This is a genomic window from Halomonas sp. TH-94 (assembly GCF_057473365.1).
Genome location: NZ_JBYCKL010000049.1, coordinates 1 through 15,167, shown reverse-complemented (window position 1 = coordinate 15,167; position 15,167 = coordinate 1). Strand labels below are relative to the sequence as shown.

Below are 15,167 nucleotides of genomic sequence, written 5' to 3'. Positions count from 1 at the left end.
CGGCCAGGCGTCGGCTTCGGCCTGGGGCAGGGCATCGATCGCTTTCGCCACTTCCGGTGGGAAGGGCGCGGGGCGTTGGCTCTGGGTGTCGATGCCCATCAGCATCTGCTCGCTGGTGGCGAGCGTCTTGCCGGCCTCGTCAGTCATGGTAAAGAACGCATGCAGCCGCTTGGGGTCGTGGTCGAGCAGTAACAACTCGACGTTCAACGTCTGCCCCTGGTGAGCCTCGCGTCGGTAGCAGAGGTGGGTTTCGAGAGTGAAGAGGGTGTAGTGCAGACGCTGGCGCCCAGCGGTATCGAGGCCGATCCGCTCCATCAGCGTATCCACCGCCAGCGAGAAGACCCTGGCGTACTCGGCGTCGTTCATGTGGCCGTTGTAGTCGACCCACTCCGGGGCGACCCGGGTACTCAGCAGTTTCATCCTCTTACCCCGATTGAAATGTAGCGTTGTGTAGCTGCTGGTAGGGTGGCGGCCGATACCTTTGCCAGGAATTGCTCACCATGCCGAAAATGCAACTGGCTACAGTCGAAATAGCGCTGAAAAGCAATCCTAAGGTAATTCTGGCTTTCTTGACTAAGGTATGGGAGAAACCTCTACCAGGGCACCTGCCCATCGAACGCTTGATTGAGGATATAACAAGATGCTACCCAAGAAGACCCTTCTGGCCACCGCCGTAATCGGCGCCATGCTGGCCACCGCTGCAAATGCCGAAACCCTGCGCTGGACCCGCTCCGCGGACAGCCTGACCATGGACCCCCATTCCCAGAACGAAGGACCGACCCACTCGGTCAACCATCAGATATTCGACACCCTCGTCTACCAGGACATGAATGTCGAATATCAGCCGGGCCTGGCCACCGAATGGCACGTGAAGGAAGACGAGCCCACCGTGTGGGTGTTCAAGATTCGCGAGGGCGTGACGTTCCATGAAGGCCAGTCGCTGACTGCCGACGATGTCGCCTTCTCCATCGACCGTGCGCGCCGCGAGCCGGCCGACATGCGCGGCCTGCTGACCTCGATTTCCGAGGTGCGCGCGGTGGACGACTACACCGTCGAAGTGGAAACCCACGAGCCCAACCCGCTGCTGCCGAACAACTTCACCAACCTGTTCATCATGAGCCGCGAGTGGGCGGAAGAGCACGGGGTGGAAGAGGCGCAGAACTACGCAGCCGGTGAGGAAACTCACGCCGTGCGCAATGCCAACGGTACCGGCCCGTTCCGCGTCGAGAGCCGCGAGCCCGACGTGCGTACCGTGCTCGTGCGCAACGACGACTACTGGGGTATCGACCACTACCCGATGGAGATCTCCCGCCTGGTGTTCACGCCCATCGAGTCGGCGTCCACCCGCGTGGCGGCGCTGCTCTCCGGCGAAGTCGACTTCCTGCAGGAAACTCCGGTACAGGACATCGAGCGCCTGGCCAACGCAGACGGCATCAAGAACGAGCAGGGCGCCGAGAACCGCACCATCTTCCTCGGCATGGACATGGGCTCGACCGAGCTGCGCACCGCCGACACCGACGACAATCCCTTCGCCGACCGTCGCGTGCGTGAAGCAATCAATCTGGCCGTGGATGCCACCACCATCCAGCGTGCCGTCATGCGTGGCAACTCCGAGCCGGCAGGCATGATCGCGCCGCCCTTCGTCAACGGCTACACCGAAGAGATGGACGAGGTGCTGCCCGCCGACATCGACCGTGCCCAGGAGCTGATGGAAGAGGCCGGCTACGGCGACGGCTTCCGCGTCACCCTGCACTGCCCCAACGACCGCTACGTCAACGACGAGCAGATCTGTCAGGCGGTAGTGAGCATGCTGGCCCGTATCGGCATCACCGTCGATCTGGTGGCCCAGACCCGCTCGCTGCACTTCGCCGAGCTGGCGCGTGGTGAATACGACTTCTACCTGCTGGGCTGGGGTGTGCCCACCATGGATTCGGAGTACGTCTTCAACTACCTCTACCACACCAAGGAGGACGATCTCGGTACCTGGAACTTCACCGGCTTCTCCGACGAGCGGGTGGACGAGCTGACGGTGGCCATGGGTCAGGAAGTCGACGAAGAGGCGCGCAACGAAATGATTGCCGAGGCGTGGCAGATCGTGCACGACGAGGTCATCTACGTGCCGATCCATCACCAGATGCTGACATGGTCGATGCGTGACGATATCGACTTCAAGGTCCAGAGCGAGAATACGCCGCACTTCAAGTATCTGCGTTTCAATAACTAAGCCAACGATGCAAACCAGCCCCCCGGCCGCCACAAGCGACCGGGGGGCTAACTAATGTGGTAATCCCATGCTTGCATTTCTAATACAGCGTGTGCTGCAGGCCATCTTCGTGATGTTCGTGGTCGCGCTCATCTCGTTCTCGCTGTTCCACTATGTCGGCGATCCGGTACTCAACATGCTCGGCCAGGAGGCCACCGAGGCCGACCGCGCCGCGCTGCGTGCCCAGTTGGGTCTCGACCAGCCGGTGGTGGTGCAGTTCTGGAATTTCATCGTCAATGCCGCTCAGTTCGAGTTCGGCATCTCCTATCGTTCGGCCCGTCCGGTAACCGACCTGATCATGGAGCGGTTGCCTGCCACACTGGAGCTGGCCATCATCTCGGCCATCTTCGCCGTGGTCATGGGCATTCTGCTGGGCATCTATACCGCCCTGCGTCGGCGTAGCTGGCTGGCCAACTTCATCATGACCGCCTCGCTTATCGGCGTGTCGCTGCCCACCTTCCTGATCGGGGTGCTGCTGATCTATCTGTTCGCCGTGGAGCTGGGCTGGCTGCCGGCCTTCGGTCGTGGCCAGACGGTGCGTATCGGCGACTGGTGGACCACCGGCCTGCTGACCACCAGCGGCCTGCGTTCGCTGATCCTGCCGGCGATAACGCTGGGGCTGTTCCAGCTCACCCTGATCATGCGCCTGGTGCGTGCCGAGATGCTCGAGGTGCTCAGCACCGACTACATCAAGTTCGCTCGCGCACGGGGGCTGTCGAAGCGAGTGGTGCATCTGCGTCATGCGCTGAAGAACACCATGATTCCGGTCATCACCATCATCGGCTTGCAGCTTGGCACCATCATCGCCTTCGCCATCATCACCGAGACGGTATTCCAGTGGCCCGGTGTCGGCGCGCTGTTCATCACCGCCGTGCGTTTCGTCGACGTGCCGGTCATGGCCGCCTACCTGATGATGATTGCGCTGGTATTCGTGATCATCAACCTGGTGGTGGACCTGCTCTACTACTCCGTCGACCCGCGTCTGCGCGCTCAGGGAGGTGGCAAATGAGCCAGGACATCCAGACTCAGGAGAGCACCGTGATCGCGCCGCCCAAGCCGAGCAAGCTGCGCACCTTCCTCGACAGCGACATCGTCTACTCGTGGAAGCGTCAGCCCGTGGTCATCATTGCCACCCTGGTGACGCTGATCATGTTCGCGGCGGCGCTGTTCGCCCCGTGGATTGCGCCGCAGAATCCGTTCGACCCGCGCCAGCTGGAGCTGATCGACGCATTCACACCGCCGATGACCACCTCGGACTTCACCGGTAACTATTACCTGCTGGGCAGCGACAGCCAGGGCCGCGACGTCTTCTCGGCGATTCTGTACGGCTCGCGCATCTCGCTGCTGGTGGGCTTTGCCGCGGTGATCTTCGCCCTGGTGCTGGGCACCGCCCTGGGCCTGCTGGCGGGCTTCCGCGGCGGCTGGCGCGATGCGCTGATCATGCGTATCGCCGACGTGCAGCTCACCTTCCCGTCGATTCTGATGGCGCTGCTGATCTTCGGCGTGATTCGCGGCTTCCTGCCGCGCTCCATGCACGCCGAGGTGGCCATCATCGTGCTGATCATCGCCATCGGCCTCTCCGACTGGGTGCAGTACGCCCGGGCGGTGCGCGGCGCCACCATGGTGGAGAAGAGCAAGGAGTACGTGCAGGCGGCGCGAGTGATCGGCTTGCCGGCGCGCAAGATCCTGTTCCAGCACATCCTGCCCAATGTGATGCGACCGGTGCTGGTCATCGGCACCATCGGCCTGGCGCTGGCGATCATTGCCGAGGCCACGCTGTCGTTCCTGGGGGTGGGTATGCCCGCCACCCAGCCGAGCCTGGGCACCCTTATCCGGGTGGGCCAGGATTACATGTTCTCGGGAGAGTGGTGGATCCTGCTCTTCCCCGGAGTGGCGCTGCTGATACTGGCACTCTCCGTCAACCTGCTGGGAGACTGGTTGCGTGATGTCCTCAACCCCAAGCTCCGATAACCAACACTTGGATCAGCACGGCGCTGCGGCAGCAGGCCACGAGCCAGGTGCCGAAGAGCAGGAACCGGTCCTTTCCGTGCGTCATCTGCGGGTGGAGTTCCCCACTCGCCATGGCACCCTGGTGGCGCTGGATGACGTCTCCTTCGATATCGCCCCCGGCGAAGTGCTGGGCGTGGTGGGCGAGTCCGGCGCCGGCAAGTCGATGACCGGCAACGCCGTGATTCAACTGCTGGAGCCGCCTGGGCATATCGCTGCCGGCGAGGTGCTGCTCTCGGGCAAGCGCATCGACGATCTGCCGGAGGAGCGGTTCGTGCCGCTGCGAGGTCGCCATATCGGCATGATCTTTCAGGATCCGCTGACCAGTCTCAACCCGCTGTTTTCGGTGGGCGATCAGCTGATCGAGACCATCCGTACCCACCTGCCGATGAACGAACGCCAGGCCCGCGAGGAGGCGCTCAGGCTGCTGCGCGAAGTGGGCATACCCGCCCCCGAGAATCGCATCGACAGCTACCCGCATCAGTTCTCCGGCGGCATGCGCCAGCGGGTGGTGATCGCCCTGGCACTCGCGGCACGGCCCGAGTTCATCATTGCCGACGAACCCACCACGGCGCTGGATGTCTCGGTGCAGGCGCAGATTCTCGCGCTGCTAAAGCGGCTGTGCGCCGACCACGGCACGGCGGTGATGCTGGTCACCCACGACATGGGGGTGATCGCCGAGACCGCCGACCGCGTGGCGGTGATGTATGCCGGGCGGCTGATCGAAATCGGTCCGGTCGAACAGGTGATCCGTAACCCGCAGCATCCCTATACCCGAGGGCTGATGGCGTCGATCCCAGGTATTGCCAAGCGCCTCGAGCGGCTCTACCAGATCGAGGGTTCCATGCCGCGGCTGGCGGCGATCCCCGAAGGCTGCGCGTTCAACCCACGCTGTCCCCATGCCCAGGAACGCTGCCGCACCCAGCGCCCCGACTTGATGTCGGCCGGCGGCAGTCGGGCGGCCTGTTGGCTGCACGATCCGGTGGATCCGCTACCGCCACGGCGGGACGCGGCAGGAGAGGAGATGAGCAATGTGCGCTGATACCGCTGTTCAGCCGATGCATCAGGCCCCGGCGGCGCAGGGCGATATCCTGCTGGAAGCCCATGACCTGGCGCGCTATTTCGACGTCTCCAAGCCTTGGCTCAATCGGGTCATCGAGCGCAGCGAAAAGCTGACGCTCAAGGCGGTGGACGGCGTGGGCTTCTCCATCCGCCGCGGCGAGACGCTGTCGCTGGTAGGCGAATCGGGCTGCGGCAAGTCCACCGTGGCGCGGCTGGTGGTGGGGCTCTACGGCCTCACCCGCGGCAAGCTGGTGTTCGATGGTGAGGACATCAGCAACCTGGCGGGCCGCACCGGGCGCCAGGCCGCCAGCGTGCGCAAGCGCTTCCAGATGATCTTCCAGGACCCCTACGCCAGCCTCAATCCGCTGTGGCGGGTGGGTACCATCATCGGCGAGCCGCTGCGTTTCTTCCGCCCCGAGATGAGTAGCGCCGATCGACGTAGACGCGTGAGCGAGCTGCTCGAGCAGGTGGGCATGTCGGCCATGGATGCCAACCGCTACCCGCATGAGTTCTCCGGTGGTCAGCGCCAGCGCATATCGATTGCCCGTGCCTTGGCCAACGAGCCGGAGTTCATGATCTGCGACGAACCCACCTCGGCGCTGGACGTCTCGGTGCAGGCGCAGATCCTCAACCTCATGCGCGACCTGCAGGACGAGTACGGTCTGACCTATCTGTTCATCAGCCACGACATGGCGGTGGTCAAGCACATGTCGGATCGCATCGCGGTGATGTACCTGGGGCGCATTGCCGAGATCGCTCCGGCCGATCAGCTCTTCGAAAACCCGCACCATCCCTACTCGAAGATGCTGCTGGCCGCGGTGCCGTCGCTAGAGGGCGTGGGCAAGGAGCGCACGGTGATCCAGGGCGAGGTGCCCAACCCGGTGCATCCGCCCTCGGGCTGCGCTTTCCACCCGCGCTGCCCCCATGCCAACGACCGCTGCAAGGCCGAAGTGCCGCTGCTGATTGCTCGCAGTGACGGCAGTGAGGTGGCGTGTCACGGCGTGGAGGAGGGCAGGCTGCCTTGAGGCAATGCCACTGATGCTGGAGTGGCTCTCGCCGATCTCGCCCGGGGTCAACCTGAGCCTGGTGCTGCTCTCGGTAGTGACATCGGGCCTCTCCGCGGCGGCGGGCATCGGTGGGGGCACGCTGTTGATCATCGCCATGGCCCAGGTAATGCCGGCCACGGCGTTGATCCCGGTGCACGGCATGGTACAGCTGGGATCCAACGGCGGCCGGGCGGTGATGACCTGGCGTCACGTTCGCCGCGACATCGTCGCCGCCTTTCTGCCGGGGGTCATCGTGGGCGCCGTGGTAGCGGCATGGCTGCTGATCCGCCTACCCTACGGCGTGCTGGAGCTGTGTATTGCCGCCTTCGTGCTCTACTCCTGCTGGGGGCCGGGCTTGCCCCAGCGGGCGGTGGGGCGTGTCGGTACCGTGATCGCCGGTGCTGCCACGACCCTGCTTTCCAGCCTGGTGGGGGCCAGCGGCCCCATGGTTGCCTCGTTCATCAAGCTCGGCATGAGCGAGCGGCTGCCAAGGGTGGCTACCTTCGCCACCTGCATGACCTTTCAGCACGCTACCAAGGCGTTCATCTTCGGCTTTGCCGGCTTCGTCTTCCGCGACTGGCTGGGGCTGATGCTGGTCATGGTGGCGGCGGGCTTCGTCGGTACCTGGCTGGGGCTGCGCCTGTTGAATCGGGTCAGCGATCACCGCTTCGACTTTCTCTTCAAGTGGACCCTGACCCTGCTGGCGCTGCGCCTGATCTGGCTGGGCGTGGAGCGGCTGTTGGGAGTAGGCTGAAGCGAATGCTGCCCGACAGGAGTCTGCCATGCGCCGCCGCGTCTCTTCACTACTCATGTTCCTGCTGCTTCTGGTTGGTTGTGCCGGCACCGGCGACCCACATGAAAGAGCCATCCCGTTGGCGCCCGACCGCCCCTTTGAGGTGATGTCGACGGGGATGCGCTACTTCACGTTCTCCTTGCCGGAGCCCGCCCGCGTGGTGCTGGAGAGCGAGACCTTTCCCTGGGATTCGGCCATGGGAGCGCCCTCGGGGGAGCTGCTGAATGCCGAGGGTGAGGTCGTGGAGCGCGACTGGCATAGCGGCATCGACGGCAATTTCCGTATCGAGCGTGAACTCGATGCGGGCACCTGGTACTTGCGGGTGACGACGCCTTATGCAGGCTCTTCCTCGGGCTTCCTGGACCGCGACTATCGCTACGCGGTACGGATGAGAATCCTGCCTTCCACCTAGCCATAGCCTTGTCGAGGCCGGCTCGAGCACGAAAAAGCCCCGGCAAGCCGGGGCAGGAACGATGCGAGCGGTAAGCGTGAAAGCCGGTCAGAAATCGTAGGTGGCGGAGAGCCAGAAGCTGCGCCGGTCCATGTAGGTGCCGCCGATGGCCTGGCCTGAGGTGATGTAGTCGTAGGCGGCGTAGGTATCGCCTTCGTAATCGTACGTGGTGCCGGTACCGAAATTGGTATCGAGCAAGTTGTAGATGGTGCCGGTCAGCCGCACGTTGTCCGCCACCCGGTAGGTGGAGCTCAAATTGAAGAGCTCATAGCTCTTGAACTTGTCGCCAACGGCGGCGGCAAGAGCGGCATCCTGAGTGCCTGCTTCCGGAGCGGAGGCGAAGCGATTGCGGCCACTGTAGTGCTCACCTTGCAGAGTGGAGCTCCAGCGATCGTTGATGTCCCAGGTCACGGCAGCGGTCAGCTTGTGCCGGGGGGCCAGCGTCAGGCTTGCACCACGGGCTTCATCGGAATTGATCTCGGTATCGGTATAGGTGTAGCCGCCGCGCACTTCCCAGGCGGGGGCGAAGCGATAGCGAGCTTCCAGCTCCACCCCTTGCGTTTGCGCTTCGCCGATGTTGACCGCCTGATCGTAGGTGCCGTCGGGTATGGTCGGGTGCCCCGTGACGACACGCTCGCTGGCGGTGACGATGCGATCGGTAAAATCGGTGTGGAAGAAGGTCGCGCCCGCTGAGAAGCCTGCCCGGTTGTCGTAATGGGCACCGACCTCATAGTTGGTGCTTTTCTCCGGCTGAAGGTCCGCGTTGCCGATCAGCAGCCTGGCGCCCTGGGCGGTAACGTTGTTGATACCATCCCTCAACTGATTGAGCGTCGGTGTCTTGTAGCCCCGGCTTACCCCGCCCTTGAGGGTCCAGCTGTCGTCGGCATTCCACACGAGATAGCCACGCGGAGTGAAGTGACCGCTGAAGGCATCGTGATTTTCGTAGCGGCCACCCAAGGTCAGCGCCAGGTCATCACGCAGCCACCATTCGTCTTCGATGAATAGCGCCCACTGGGATTCGTCGTAGCTGTCCGGCGCGAGATCGTCGGTCAGCTCTGCCTCCATGTACTGGCCGCCGAAGGTGAGCATATGTGCACCGGCGTTGGTGGTGAACTTGGTATCGACAACGGTCTGCTCGTTCTCCAAGGTCCGTGGCGAGCCGATGATAGGGGCGTGGGGAAGGGCGGGATGTGGCGTGCCGGGCCCCGCATTGGGGTGCGGAATGGTACGGCCAATGGTCTCCGTGATGGCATGGGTTACGCTGGATTCCCAGGTTCCCGCCTCGAAGCGACCGGTATGCCCCAGCGCGATCTGGTCGCGATTGAAGCGCATGTAATCCTCGTAGCCGTAAACCTGGTTCGGATTGTTCGGGTTGCTGCCGTCGAGGTTGCCCAGGCGACTGTCGGTATTGTCGAACCACTGGCGGGCACGCTCTGCGTCCAGCCAGAACTCATTCGTTTCGTCCGGGGTGACGTTCAATCGCCCGCCAATCGAGAAGATCTCCCCTTCGGCTGGGCGTGGGTCGCGGCCAGTACCCTCCATTAAACGCTCGGAAGCACCGCGATTGTAAACGCGGCCACGCAGTTGCAGGCCTAGCGTGTCCTCTACCAAGGGACCGCTGCTGAAGAAGCTGAGAGCCTGCGAGTTGGGCTCTTCACGGTGTTGCTGGAAGGTGCTCTCAGCGGTGACCGAGCCGCTCCACTCGTCGGCGACGCGGCGCGTAATGATGTTGATGACGCCGCCCATGGCGTCGGAGCCGTACAGCGTAGACATGGGGCCACGAATGACCTCGATGCGTTCGATGGCCGATAGCGGCGGCATGAAGCTGGTTCCGGTTTCGCCGAAGCCGTTGGGAGTTATGTCGGAAGCGGCGTTCTGGCGCCGGCCGTCGATCAAAATCAGCGTATAGGCGCTCGGCATGCCGCGAATGCTGACGTTGAGGCCACCGGTCTTGCCCACGCCGGAGCGTACGTCGACGCCGGGGATGTCGGCAATGGCTTCGGCAATGTTGGAGAATTGGCGCTGCTCCAGCTCCGCGCGCGTGACGACCGAAATGCTGGCCGGTGCATCCTGCAGCGCTTGCTCGAAACCGGAGGCGGTCACAACGACATTGTCGAGGCGGGCGCTTTCCTGCGCCTGGGCGGTGAAGGCGAGCGGTGCGCTGGCGATGGCAACGGCCAGGGCGGTGCGGCGGTAGTGGAACATGGAGTCACCTGCTGTATGAAGCTGTTAATGATATTGATTATCAAGCGCAGGTGATTCTAATGCGAAAAGTTCCCCTTGCTCAGGGGGAAACGGGGCAACGCTGTGTTGCATGCCGTGCAACCGGGGCTCGGTGTGCCCTTGTTACGGTCTCGCCGGGAGTTATCGGGCTCATTAGCCAGTCGCTGGGCCTGGCTTGGCGCAGGAAGTCGATCAGAGCGCTCAGGCGTCTTGGGCGGGAGCCGTAAGGGTAAAGCAGCGTTATCGGTATGGGCGGCGCGCTCCACTCCGGCAGGCAGCGAATGAGCGAACCCGGGTGAGCCCGCTCACGGCCAGCGGCCAGCCAGTCGGGCATGAGGCCCAGTCCATGGCCCCGGGCAATGGCATCGCCATGCAGCATCTGCTGGTCGACACGAAAGCGCGATTCGGGGGGCTGGAAGCGAAACTCGCCCTGCACGGGATGCGAGAGAGTGACGCCTTGCTCGGTTTCGCCAAGCAGGTCTATCCAGGCGTGCTGGGCGAGATCCTGGGGTTGCTGCGGTGTGCCGCGGCGAGTCAGGTAATCGGGGTGGCCGTACAGACTGCGACTGAGCCAGCCCAGCACCTCCTGGCGCAGCTCGCTGCCATGTACCTCTCCCAGCCACACGGTTACCGCCTGGCTTTCGGCTGACAGCGGCGGTGCCGAGCAGGTCTGCAGGGTCAGGCGTATGCCGGGGTGGCTGTCCATGAACTGAGCCAGCCGGTCCGCCAGCCAGCTGCGCGCCAGGGCGTTGTGCGTGGCTATGTGCAACTCGCCGCTAACCTCCTCGTTCAGCTCCTCAAGCGCCTGACGCCCCTGTTCTGCGAGTTCGAGTATCTGTCTGCAGTAGGCGTGAAACGTCTGGCCTGCCTCGGTAGGCAGCAGCCGGTTGGATTGCCGACGCAACAAGGGCTGGCCGAGCTGGCGCTCGAGCTGGGTAATACGCCGGCTCAACGTCGACTTGGCCAGGCCGAAGGCTCGGGCGCTACGCGTCAGGCTGCCGGAACGCATGACATGGTCGAAGGCGAGCAGTTCATCGAGATCGTACATGGCCATCCCTCGGCGTTGAGTTGCATGGAATGCAACAGTGTAAAAGCCATTGAGCGTAAATGAAAACGATTATGGTTGAGCTTCATGCTCAAGATTTCGTTGCTGTTTTTGCAACGAGGTGTTGCGTGGTGATTCTTTGCAATTCTTTGTGATAATAATTCGCATTAATTAATGGTTGCGAGGTCTGTGATGAAAGGTGGACTCAACTGGCTCGGTGCGCTGCGCCGGCCCCTGTCGGTAGCCGTGCTCGCGTTGCTTCCGCTGACCGCCTGGGCCGAGCGGAGCATAGAGACGGCCTTCGGCGAGGTCACGGTGCCCGTGTCGCCGGAACGCGTCGTGACGCTTTACGAAGGCGCGCTCGACGTGGCCTTGGCCGCCGGCATCACGCCCCTGGGTGCCGTTACCACCCGTGGTGGCGATGGAATGGCTCGCTACATCGAGGCGCACCTGGGCGAGCAGCGGCCCGCCATCGTCGGCGTGGTGCGGGAGATCAATCTCGAGGCCGTGCTGGCTCTTGAGCCGGATGTGATCCTCGCGCCGCCGCAACTGCCTGAAGCGCAATACCGCCTTCTCTCGCGCATCGCACCGACCGTAATGCCACCGACCGAAGGGTTGGATCCTGAGGCCTGGCGCGCAGAATCGCGCCTGTTCGGCCAGGCGCTGGGCCGTGAAGCGGAAATCGAAGCCGCGCTGGAGCAGGTAGATGCCCGGGCTGCCGAGATTGCGGATCGCATCGCTGCCGATGGGGCTCCCAGTGCCGTGCTGGTTCGCTGGATGCCGCAAGGCCCCATGGTCATGTCGGAAGATCTCTTCACCGCCGGCCTCCTGCGTGCAGCCGGGGTGGCGATTCACGATGCCGGCCTGGTGCGCCCCAACGTGCCCCACAGCGACCCGCTCAGCCTCGAAAACCTCTCACGGGTCGATGCCGAGTGGCTGTTTCTGGCCACGCTCAACGCAGAGGGACAGGAAGCGTTGGGTGCCGCACAGGCATCGCCCGCCTTCGCTCGGCTCGAAGTCGTGGCGCGTGACCGGGTGGTGCCCGTCGACGGCCAGCTATGGTCGAGTGCCACCGGCCCGCTGGCCGCGCTGACGATTCTCGATGAGCTAGACGCCGCGCTGTCGCCCTGATGGACGCTGCAACGCAAACGGGCGTTTTCCAGGCCCGCCGCCTCACTGCGAGGCTGGCGGGCCTGCTGGCGTTACTGGCCCTGGTCTGTCTGGCCAGCTTGCTTTGGGGGGCCGGGGACGTTGGGGCGGGCCGGGCCTGGGCCGTCATCATGGGAAGGGGCGACGCCGAAGCTCAGTTCGTGGTCGGCTCGCTGCGCTTTCCGCGCACCTTGATCGGCCTCGTGGTCGGCCTGGCCTTGGGCGTGGCGGGTGCACTGCTGCAGGCGGTGACCCGCAACCCCTTGGCCGAGCCGGGCCTGCTCGGCGTCAGCGCCGGTGCCGCCTTTGCCGTGGCGTTGGCGCTGGTGTTCGGCGCCACGGCAACGACCATGCGAGTCGGCGTAGCGCAGCTGGGCGCCATGGCAGGGTGCCTCTGCGTGCTCGGCGTGGCGCGAGTGAGCGGCGCCGGCAACGACCCGGTGCGGCTGGTGCTGGCCGGGGCCGCCCTGACGGGCCTGCTGCTCTCGCTCACCTCGCTGCTGCTACTGTTCGATCAGCGCGCCGCCGACGAGATCCGCTTCTGGATCGTGGGTAGCCTGGCCGGGCGCCGCCTCGATCATCTGCTCGCCATCCTGCCGAGCCTGCTGCTGGCCGGGTTCATCGTGCTCGCCGTGGCGCGCCCGCTGGCGGCGCTGTCGCTGGGTGAGCGGGTCGCCAGCGGCCTGGGGCATCGCCCGGGGTTGATCCGACTGTTGGTGATCGTGGCCGTAGCGCTGCTGGTCGGTGCTGCCACGGCAACAGCCGGGCCCATCGCCTTCGTCGGGCTGGTGGTACCGTTCGCCGCCCGGGCGCTGGCAGGGCCCGATATTCGCCGCACCCTGTGGCTGTGCTTGCCGCTGGGGCCGCTGATGGTGATCGCGGCCGATATCGTCTCGCGAGTGCTGGTGGCGCCTTCCGAGCTGCCCCTTGGCGTGCTTACGGCGCTGTGTGGCGCTCCGGTGCTGGTGGCGGTGGTGAGAGCCCGCCGCATGCCGACGCTATGAAAGAACTATCTGAAAGAGGCATGAAAAGGGAGAGGACGATGCGCAGCAATGCCTCTGTCGAAGGCGGGCACCGGCTACGGCGCGGCGGCCGGCGGCATCACCGCCGCCATCGGCAGATCGCCGAGGTCGCCGCACCGACAGGCCATTGGCGCCTGACGTGGCAGGCAGCCGAGGGCCGTGCGCCCTACAGCCTGTTGATCGATCAGCGTACCTTCACGGCTGCGCTGGCCCTGCTGCTGGCCCTGCTGGCGGCTTCGCTTGCGTATCTGGCCATGGGCAGCAGCTCATTGGCACCGCGCCTGGTGCTCCCGGCACTGGTGGGGCGGGGCGACCTGATGGCGGTGTTCGTGGTGCAGGAACTACGCCTGCCGCGGCTGTTTGCCGCCTGCCTCACCGGTGCTGCCTTCGGCGTGGCTGGCTGCCTGATGCAAACCCTGGCGCGCAATCGTCTGGCCACGCCCGGCATTATCGGAATCGACAACGGCGCTACCGCTTTCGCGGTGGCCTCGGTGGTGGGACTCGGGGTCTCCCTGGCGCCGCCGGCCATGGCCCTGGTCGGTGCGACCACCGCCGCCGCCTTGACCTTCGGCCTGGCTGCCGGTGGCGGTACCCGCGGTTACCGCTTCATCATCGCCGGTATCGGCGTGGGGGCCGTGTTCGGCGCCATTACCCAACTGCTGCTGGCCAAGGTGGCCATCGACACTGCCAACGCCGCCTATCCCTGGACAGTAGGTACGCTAAATGCGCGTCCGCCCGGCGCCGTTACGCTGCTCGCCATCGGGCTGACGTTGGGGCTCGCCGCTGCCCTATGGCTGACCCGCTCGCTTTCGCTGCTGCGCTTCTCCGATGCCGTGGCCACCACGCTAGGCGAGCGTGTTTCACGTCGGCGCTGGCAGGTGCTGGTCGTCTCGGTGATGCTCACCGGCCTCGCCGTGGCCGTGGCGGGACCGGTGGGGCTTGTCGGCCTGATTGGCCCCGAGATTGCCCGCTCGCTCTCTTCGCCGCGAGGTGTGCCTGTCATGGCATCGGCGTTGGCAGGCGCGCTGGTCATGGTGCTGGCCGACCTGGCGGGCAGGGTGTTGCTCTCGCCCATCGAGATCCCGGTGGGTATCGTCACCGCCGTTGTGGGCGGCCCCTGGCTGCTGTGGATACTGCTGCGACCGGCTTCGAGGAATCTGGTATGACCCGATACGAACTCGCCACCCACAACCTGACCTTGCGCTATGGGCGCGCGACCATCATCGACCAATTGGCACTGTCACTGCCGGCGGGCCAGGTCACGGCCATCGTCGGCCCCAACGGCTGTGGCAAGTCGACCCTGCTGGCCGGCTTGGCTCGCCTGCACGCGCCCAGCCAGGGCGCCGTGCTGCTCGACGGCAAGGACATCCAACAGCTCCCAGCGCGGGAACTGGCCCGGCGCCTGGCGCTGCGGCCCCAGGAAGCCATCGCCCCGGAGGGGCTGACCGTGGTCGAGCTGGTGCGCTTCGGCCGTCAGCCGCATCAAGGCTGGCTGAGACAGTGGTCGGCAGAGGATCAGCAGGTCGTTAGCAAGGCGCTGGCGGCGGCCGATGTAAACGAATTGGCGGATCGTCCACTGGATACCCTCTCCGGAGGCCAGCGCCAGCGCGCCTGGATCGCCATGACCATTGCCCAGCAAACGCCGCTGCTACTGCTCGACGAACCCACCTCTGCGCTCGATCTGGGCCATCAGATCGAAGTCTTCGAACTGGTACGAAGGCTTGCCGCCGATGGCCGGACCGTGGTGATGGTGCTGCACGACCTCGCCAGCGCCTGCCGCTATGCCGACCACCTGCTGGCGCTGCGCCATGGCCAACTGGTCGCGGCGGGGCCGCCAGGCGAAGTGGTAACGACGGACCTGGTCCGCCGGCTCTACGACATAGACTGCACGTTGATCCCCGACCCCGCCACCGGCAGCCTGCTGCTGGCTAATGTGAGGCGGGCGAGGCGGTGTGAACAAGCATGAGACTACGAGCGTGCAGATCGGGCTCCATTGCCCTCAGCCGCGATAGAACGCATTGAGCTTGTCCTGATGCTCGTGCACCTTCTGCTGGAAGGTCTCGTCATCCATATCGCGCCAGTAGCGGGGTGGGCGGCCGGTGCGTT

The 15,167-nt window shown here is 64.8% G+C and carries 14 protein-coding genes; 11 read left to right on the top strand and 3 right to left on the bottom strand.

Annotated elements, in window-relative coordinates; all coding sequences use genetic code 11:
* A partial coding sequence (locus AC2VNO_RS09755; RefSeq protein ID WP_486933956.1) for a thioesterase family protein occupies positions 1-420 on the bottom strand: 420 nt, incomplete at its 3' end.
* A gap of 220 nt (positions 421-640) precedes the next feature.
* Here AC2VNO_RS09755 and AC2VNO_RS09750 point away from each other — a divergent pair.
* The 7 genes from AC2VNO_RS09750 (at position 641) to AC2VNO_RS09720 (ending at position 7,583) form a co-directional block, all read left to right on the top strand.
* Entirely contained in the window at positions 641-2,224 is a 1,584-nt protein-coding gene (locus AC2VNO_RS09750) for an ABC transporter substrate-binding protein (protein WP_486933955.1), read from the top strand.
* 67 nt (positions 2,225-2,291) lie between these two features.
* On the top strand, positions 2,292-3,272 hold the full coding sequence (locus tag AC2VNO_RS09745; protein ID WP_486933954.1) for an ABC transporter permease: 981 nt from the start codon (positions 2,292-2,294) through the stop codon (positions 3,270-3,272).
* On the top strand, positions 3,269-4,234 hold the full coding sequence (locus tag AC2VNO_RS09740; protein WP_486933953.1) for an ABC transporter permease: 966 nt from the start codon (positions 3,269-3,271) through the stop codon (positions 4,232-4,234). Before AC2VNO_RS09745 ends, AC2VNO_RS09740 begins: the two co-directional genes overlap by 4 nt.
* Positions 4,209-5,312: an ABC transporter ATP-binding protein gene (locus AC2VNO_RS09735; RefSeq protein WP_486933957.1), complete on the top strand. Its 1,104-nt coding sequence runs from the start codon at positions 4,209-4,211 to the stop codon at positions 5,310-5,312. The genes AC2VNO_RS09740 and AC2VNO_RS09735 overlap by 26 nt, the downstream gene beginning before the upstream one ends.
* Positions 5,302-6,357 carry an ABC transporter ATP-binding protein gene (locus AC2VNO_RS09730; RefSeq protein ID WP_486933952.1) on the top strand — a complete coding sequence of 352 codons (1,056 nt, stop codon included), beginning with the start codon at positions 5,302-5,304 and terminating at the stop codon, positions 6,355-6,357. Before AC2VNO_RS09735 ends, AC2VNO_RS09730 begins: the two co-directional genes overlap by 11 nt.
* Before the next feature lie 4 nt (positions 6,358-6,361).
* Entirely contained in the window at positions 6,362-7,132 is a 771-nt protein-coding gene (locus AC2VNO_RS09725) for a sulfite exporter TauE/SafE family protein (RefSeq protein WP_486933951.1), read from the top strand.
* A gap of 28 nt (positions 7,133-7,160) precedes the next feature.
* Positions 7,161-7,583, top strand: a complete 423-nt coding sequence (locus tag AC2VNO_RS09720) for a hypothetical protein (protein WP_486933950.1) — start codon at positions 7,161-7,163, stop codon at positions 7,581-7,583.
* An 87-nt stretch (positions 7,584-7,670) separates the two neighbouring features.
* Here AC2VNO_RS09720 and AC2VNO_RS09715 read toward each other — a convergent pair whose 3' ends face one another.
* Together AC2VNO_RS09715 and AC2VNO_RS09710 are read right to left on the bottom strand one after the other, a co-directional pair.
* Positions 7,671-9,827, bottom strand: a complete 2,157-nt coding sequence (locus AC2VNO_RS09715) for a TonB-dependent receptor domain-containing protein (RefSeq protein WP_486933949.1) — start codon at positions 9,825-9,827, stop codon at positions 7,671-7,673.
* A 79-nt stretch (positions 9,828-9,906) separates the two neighbouring features.
* Positions 9,907-10,893: a LysR family transcriptional regulator gene (locus AC2VNO_RS09710; protein ID WP_486933948.1), complete on the bottom strand. Its 987-nt coding sequence runs from the start codon at positions 10,891-10,893 to the stop codon at positions 9,907-9,909.
* A gap of 189 nt (positions 10,894-11,082) precedes the next feature.
* Between AC2VNO_RS09710 and AC2VNO_RS09705 the strand changes: the two genes are divergently transcribed.
* The 4 genes from AC2VNO_RS09705 to AC2VNO_RS09690 are packed head-to-tail and all read left to right on the top strand — an operon-like array spanning position 11,083 to position 15,027.
* Positions 11,083-12,021, top strand: coding sequence for an ABC transporter substrate-binding protein (locus tag AC2VNO_RS09705; protein ID WP_486933947.1), 939 nt, complete (start codon positions 11,083-11,085; stop codon positions 12,019-12,021).
* The gene (locus AC2VNO_RS09700) at positions 12,021-13,043 is read left to right on the top strand and encodes a FecCD family ABC transporter permease (RefSeq protein WP_486933946.1); all 1,023 of its coding nucleotides are present in this window, start codon (positions 12,021-12,023) and stop codon (positions 13,041-13,043) included. The genes AC2VNO_RS09705 and AC2VNO_RS09700 overlap by 1 nt, the downstream gene beginning before the upstream one ends.
* A gap of 38 nt (positions 13,044-13,081) precedes the next feature.
* Positions 13,082-14,227: a FecCD family ABC transporter permease gene (locus tag AC2VNO_RS09695; protein ID WP_486933945.1), complete on the top strand. Its 1,146-nt coding sequence runs from the start codon at positions 13,082-13,084 to the stop codon at positions 14,225-14,227.
* A complete protein-coding gene (locus tag AC2VNO_RS09690; RefSeq protein ID WP_486933944.1) occupies positions 14,224-15,027 on the top strand; it encodes an ABC transporter ATP-binding protein in 804 nt (267 codons plus the stop codon). The genes AC2VNO_RS09695 and AC2VNO_RS09690 overlap by 4 nt, the downstream gene beginning before the upstream one ends.
* The last annotated feature ends 140 nt before the right edge of the window (positions 15,028-15,167 follow it).

What these genes read in the sequence shown, in the direction of transcription:
- AC2VNO_RS09750 (WP_486933955.1), top strand. Translation starts at nt 641, where the DNA reads ATGCTACCCAAGAAGACCCTTCTGGCCACCGCCGTAATCGGCGCCATG.
- AC2VNO_RS09745 (WP_486933954.1), top strand. Translation starts at nt 2,292, where the DNA reads ATGCTTGCATTTCTAATACAGCGTGTGCTGCAGGCCATCTTCGTGATG.
- AC2VNO_RS09740 (WP_486933953.1), top strand. Translation starts at nt 3,269, where the DNA reads ATGAGCCAGGACATCCAGACTCAGGAGAGCACCGTGATCGCGCCGCCC.
- AC2VNO_RS09735 (WP_486933957.1), top strand. Translation starts at nt 4,209, where the DNA reads ATGTCCTCAACCCCAAGCTCCGATAACCAACACTTGGATCAGCACGGC.
- AC2VNO_RS09730 (WP_486933952.1), top strand. Translation starts at nt 5,302, where the DNA reads ATGTGCGCTGATACCGCTGTTCAGCCGATGCATCAGGCCCCGGCGGCG.
- AC2VNO_RS09725 (WP_486933951.1), top strand. Translation starts at nt 6,362, where the DNA reads ATGCCACTGATGCTGGAGTGGCTCTCGCCGATCTCGCCCGGGGTCAAC.
- AC2VNO_RS09720 (WP_486933950.1), top strand. Translation starts at nt 7,161, where the DNA reads ATGCGCCGCCGCGTCTCTTCACTACTCATGTTCCTGCTGCTTCTGGTT.
- AC2VNO_RS09715 (WP_486933949.1), bottom strand. Translation starts at nt 9,827, where the DNA reads ATGTTCCACTACCGCCGCACCGCCCTGGCCGTTGCCATCGCCAGCGCA.
- AC2VNO_RS09710 (WP_486933948.1), bottom strand. Translation starts at nt 10,893, where the DNA reads ATGTACGATCTCGATGAACTGCTCGCCTTCGACCATGTCATGCGTTCC.
- AC2VNO_RS09705 (WP_486933947.1), top strand. Translation starts at nt 11,083, where the DNA reads ATGAAAGGTGGACTCAACTGGCTCGGTGCGCTGCGCCGGCCCCTGTCG.
- AC2VNO_RS09700 (WP_486933946.1), top strand. Translation starts at nt 12,021, where the DNA reads ATGGACGCTGCAACGCAAACGGGCGTTTTCCAGGCCCGCCGCCTCACT.
- AC2VNO_RS09695 (WP_486933945.1), top strand. Translation starts at nt 13,082, where the DNA reads ATGCGCAGCAATGCCTCTGTCGAAGGCGGGCACCGGCTACGGCGCGGC.
- AC2VNO_RS09690 (WP_486933944.1), top strand. Translation starts at nt 14,224, where the DNA reads ATGACCCGATACGAACTCGCCACCCACAACCTGACCTTGCGCTATGGG.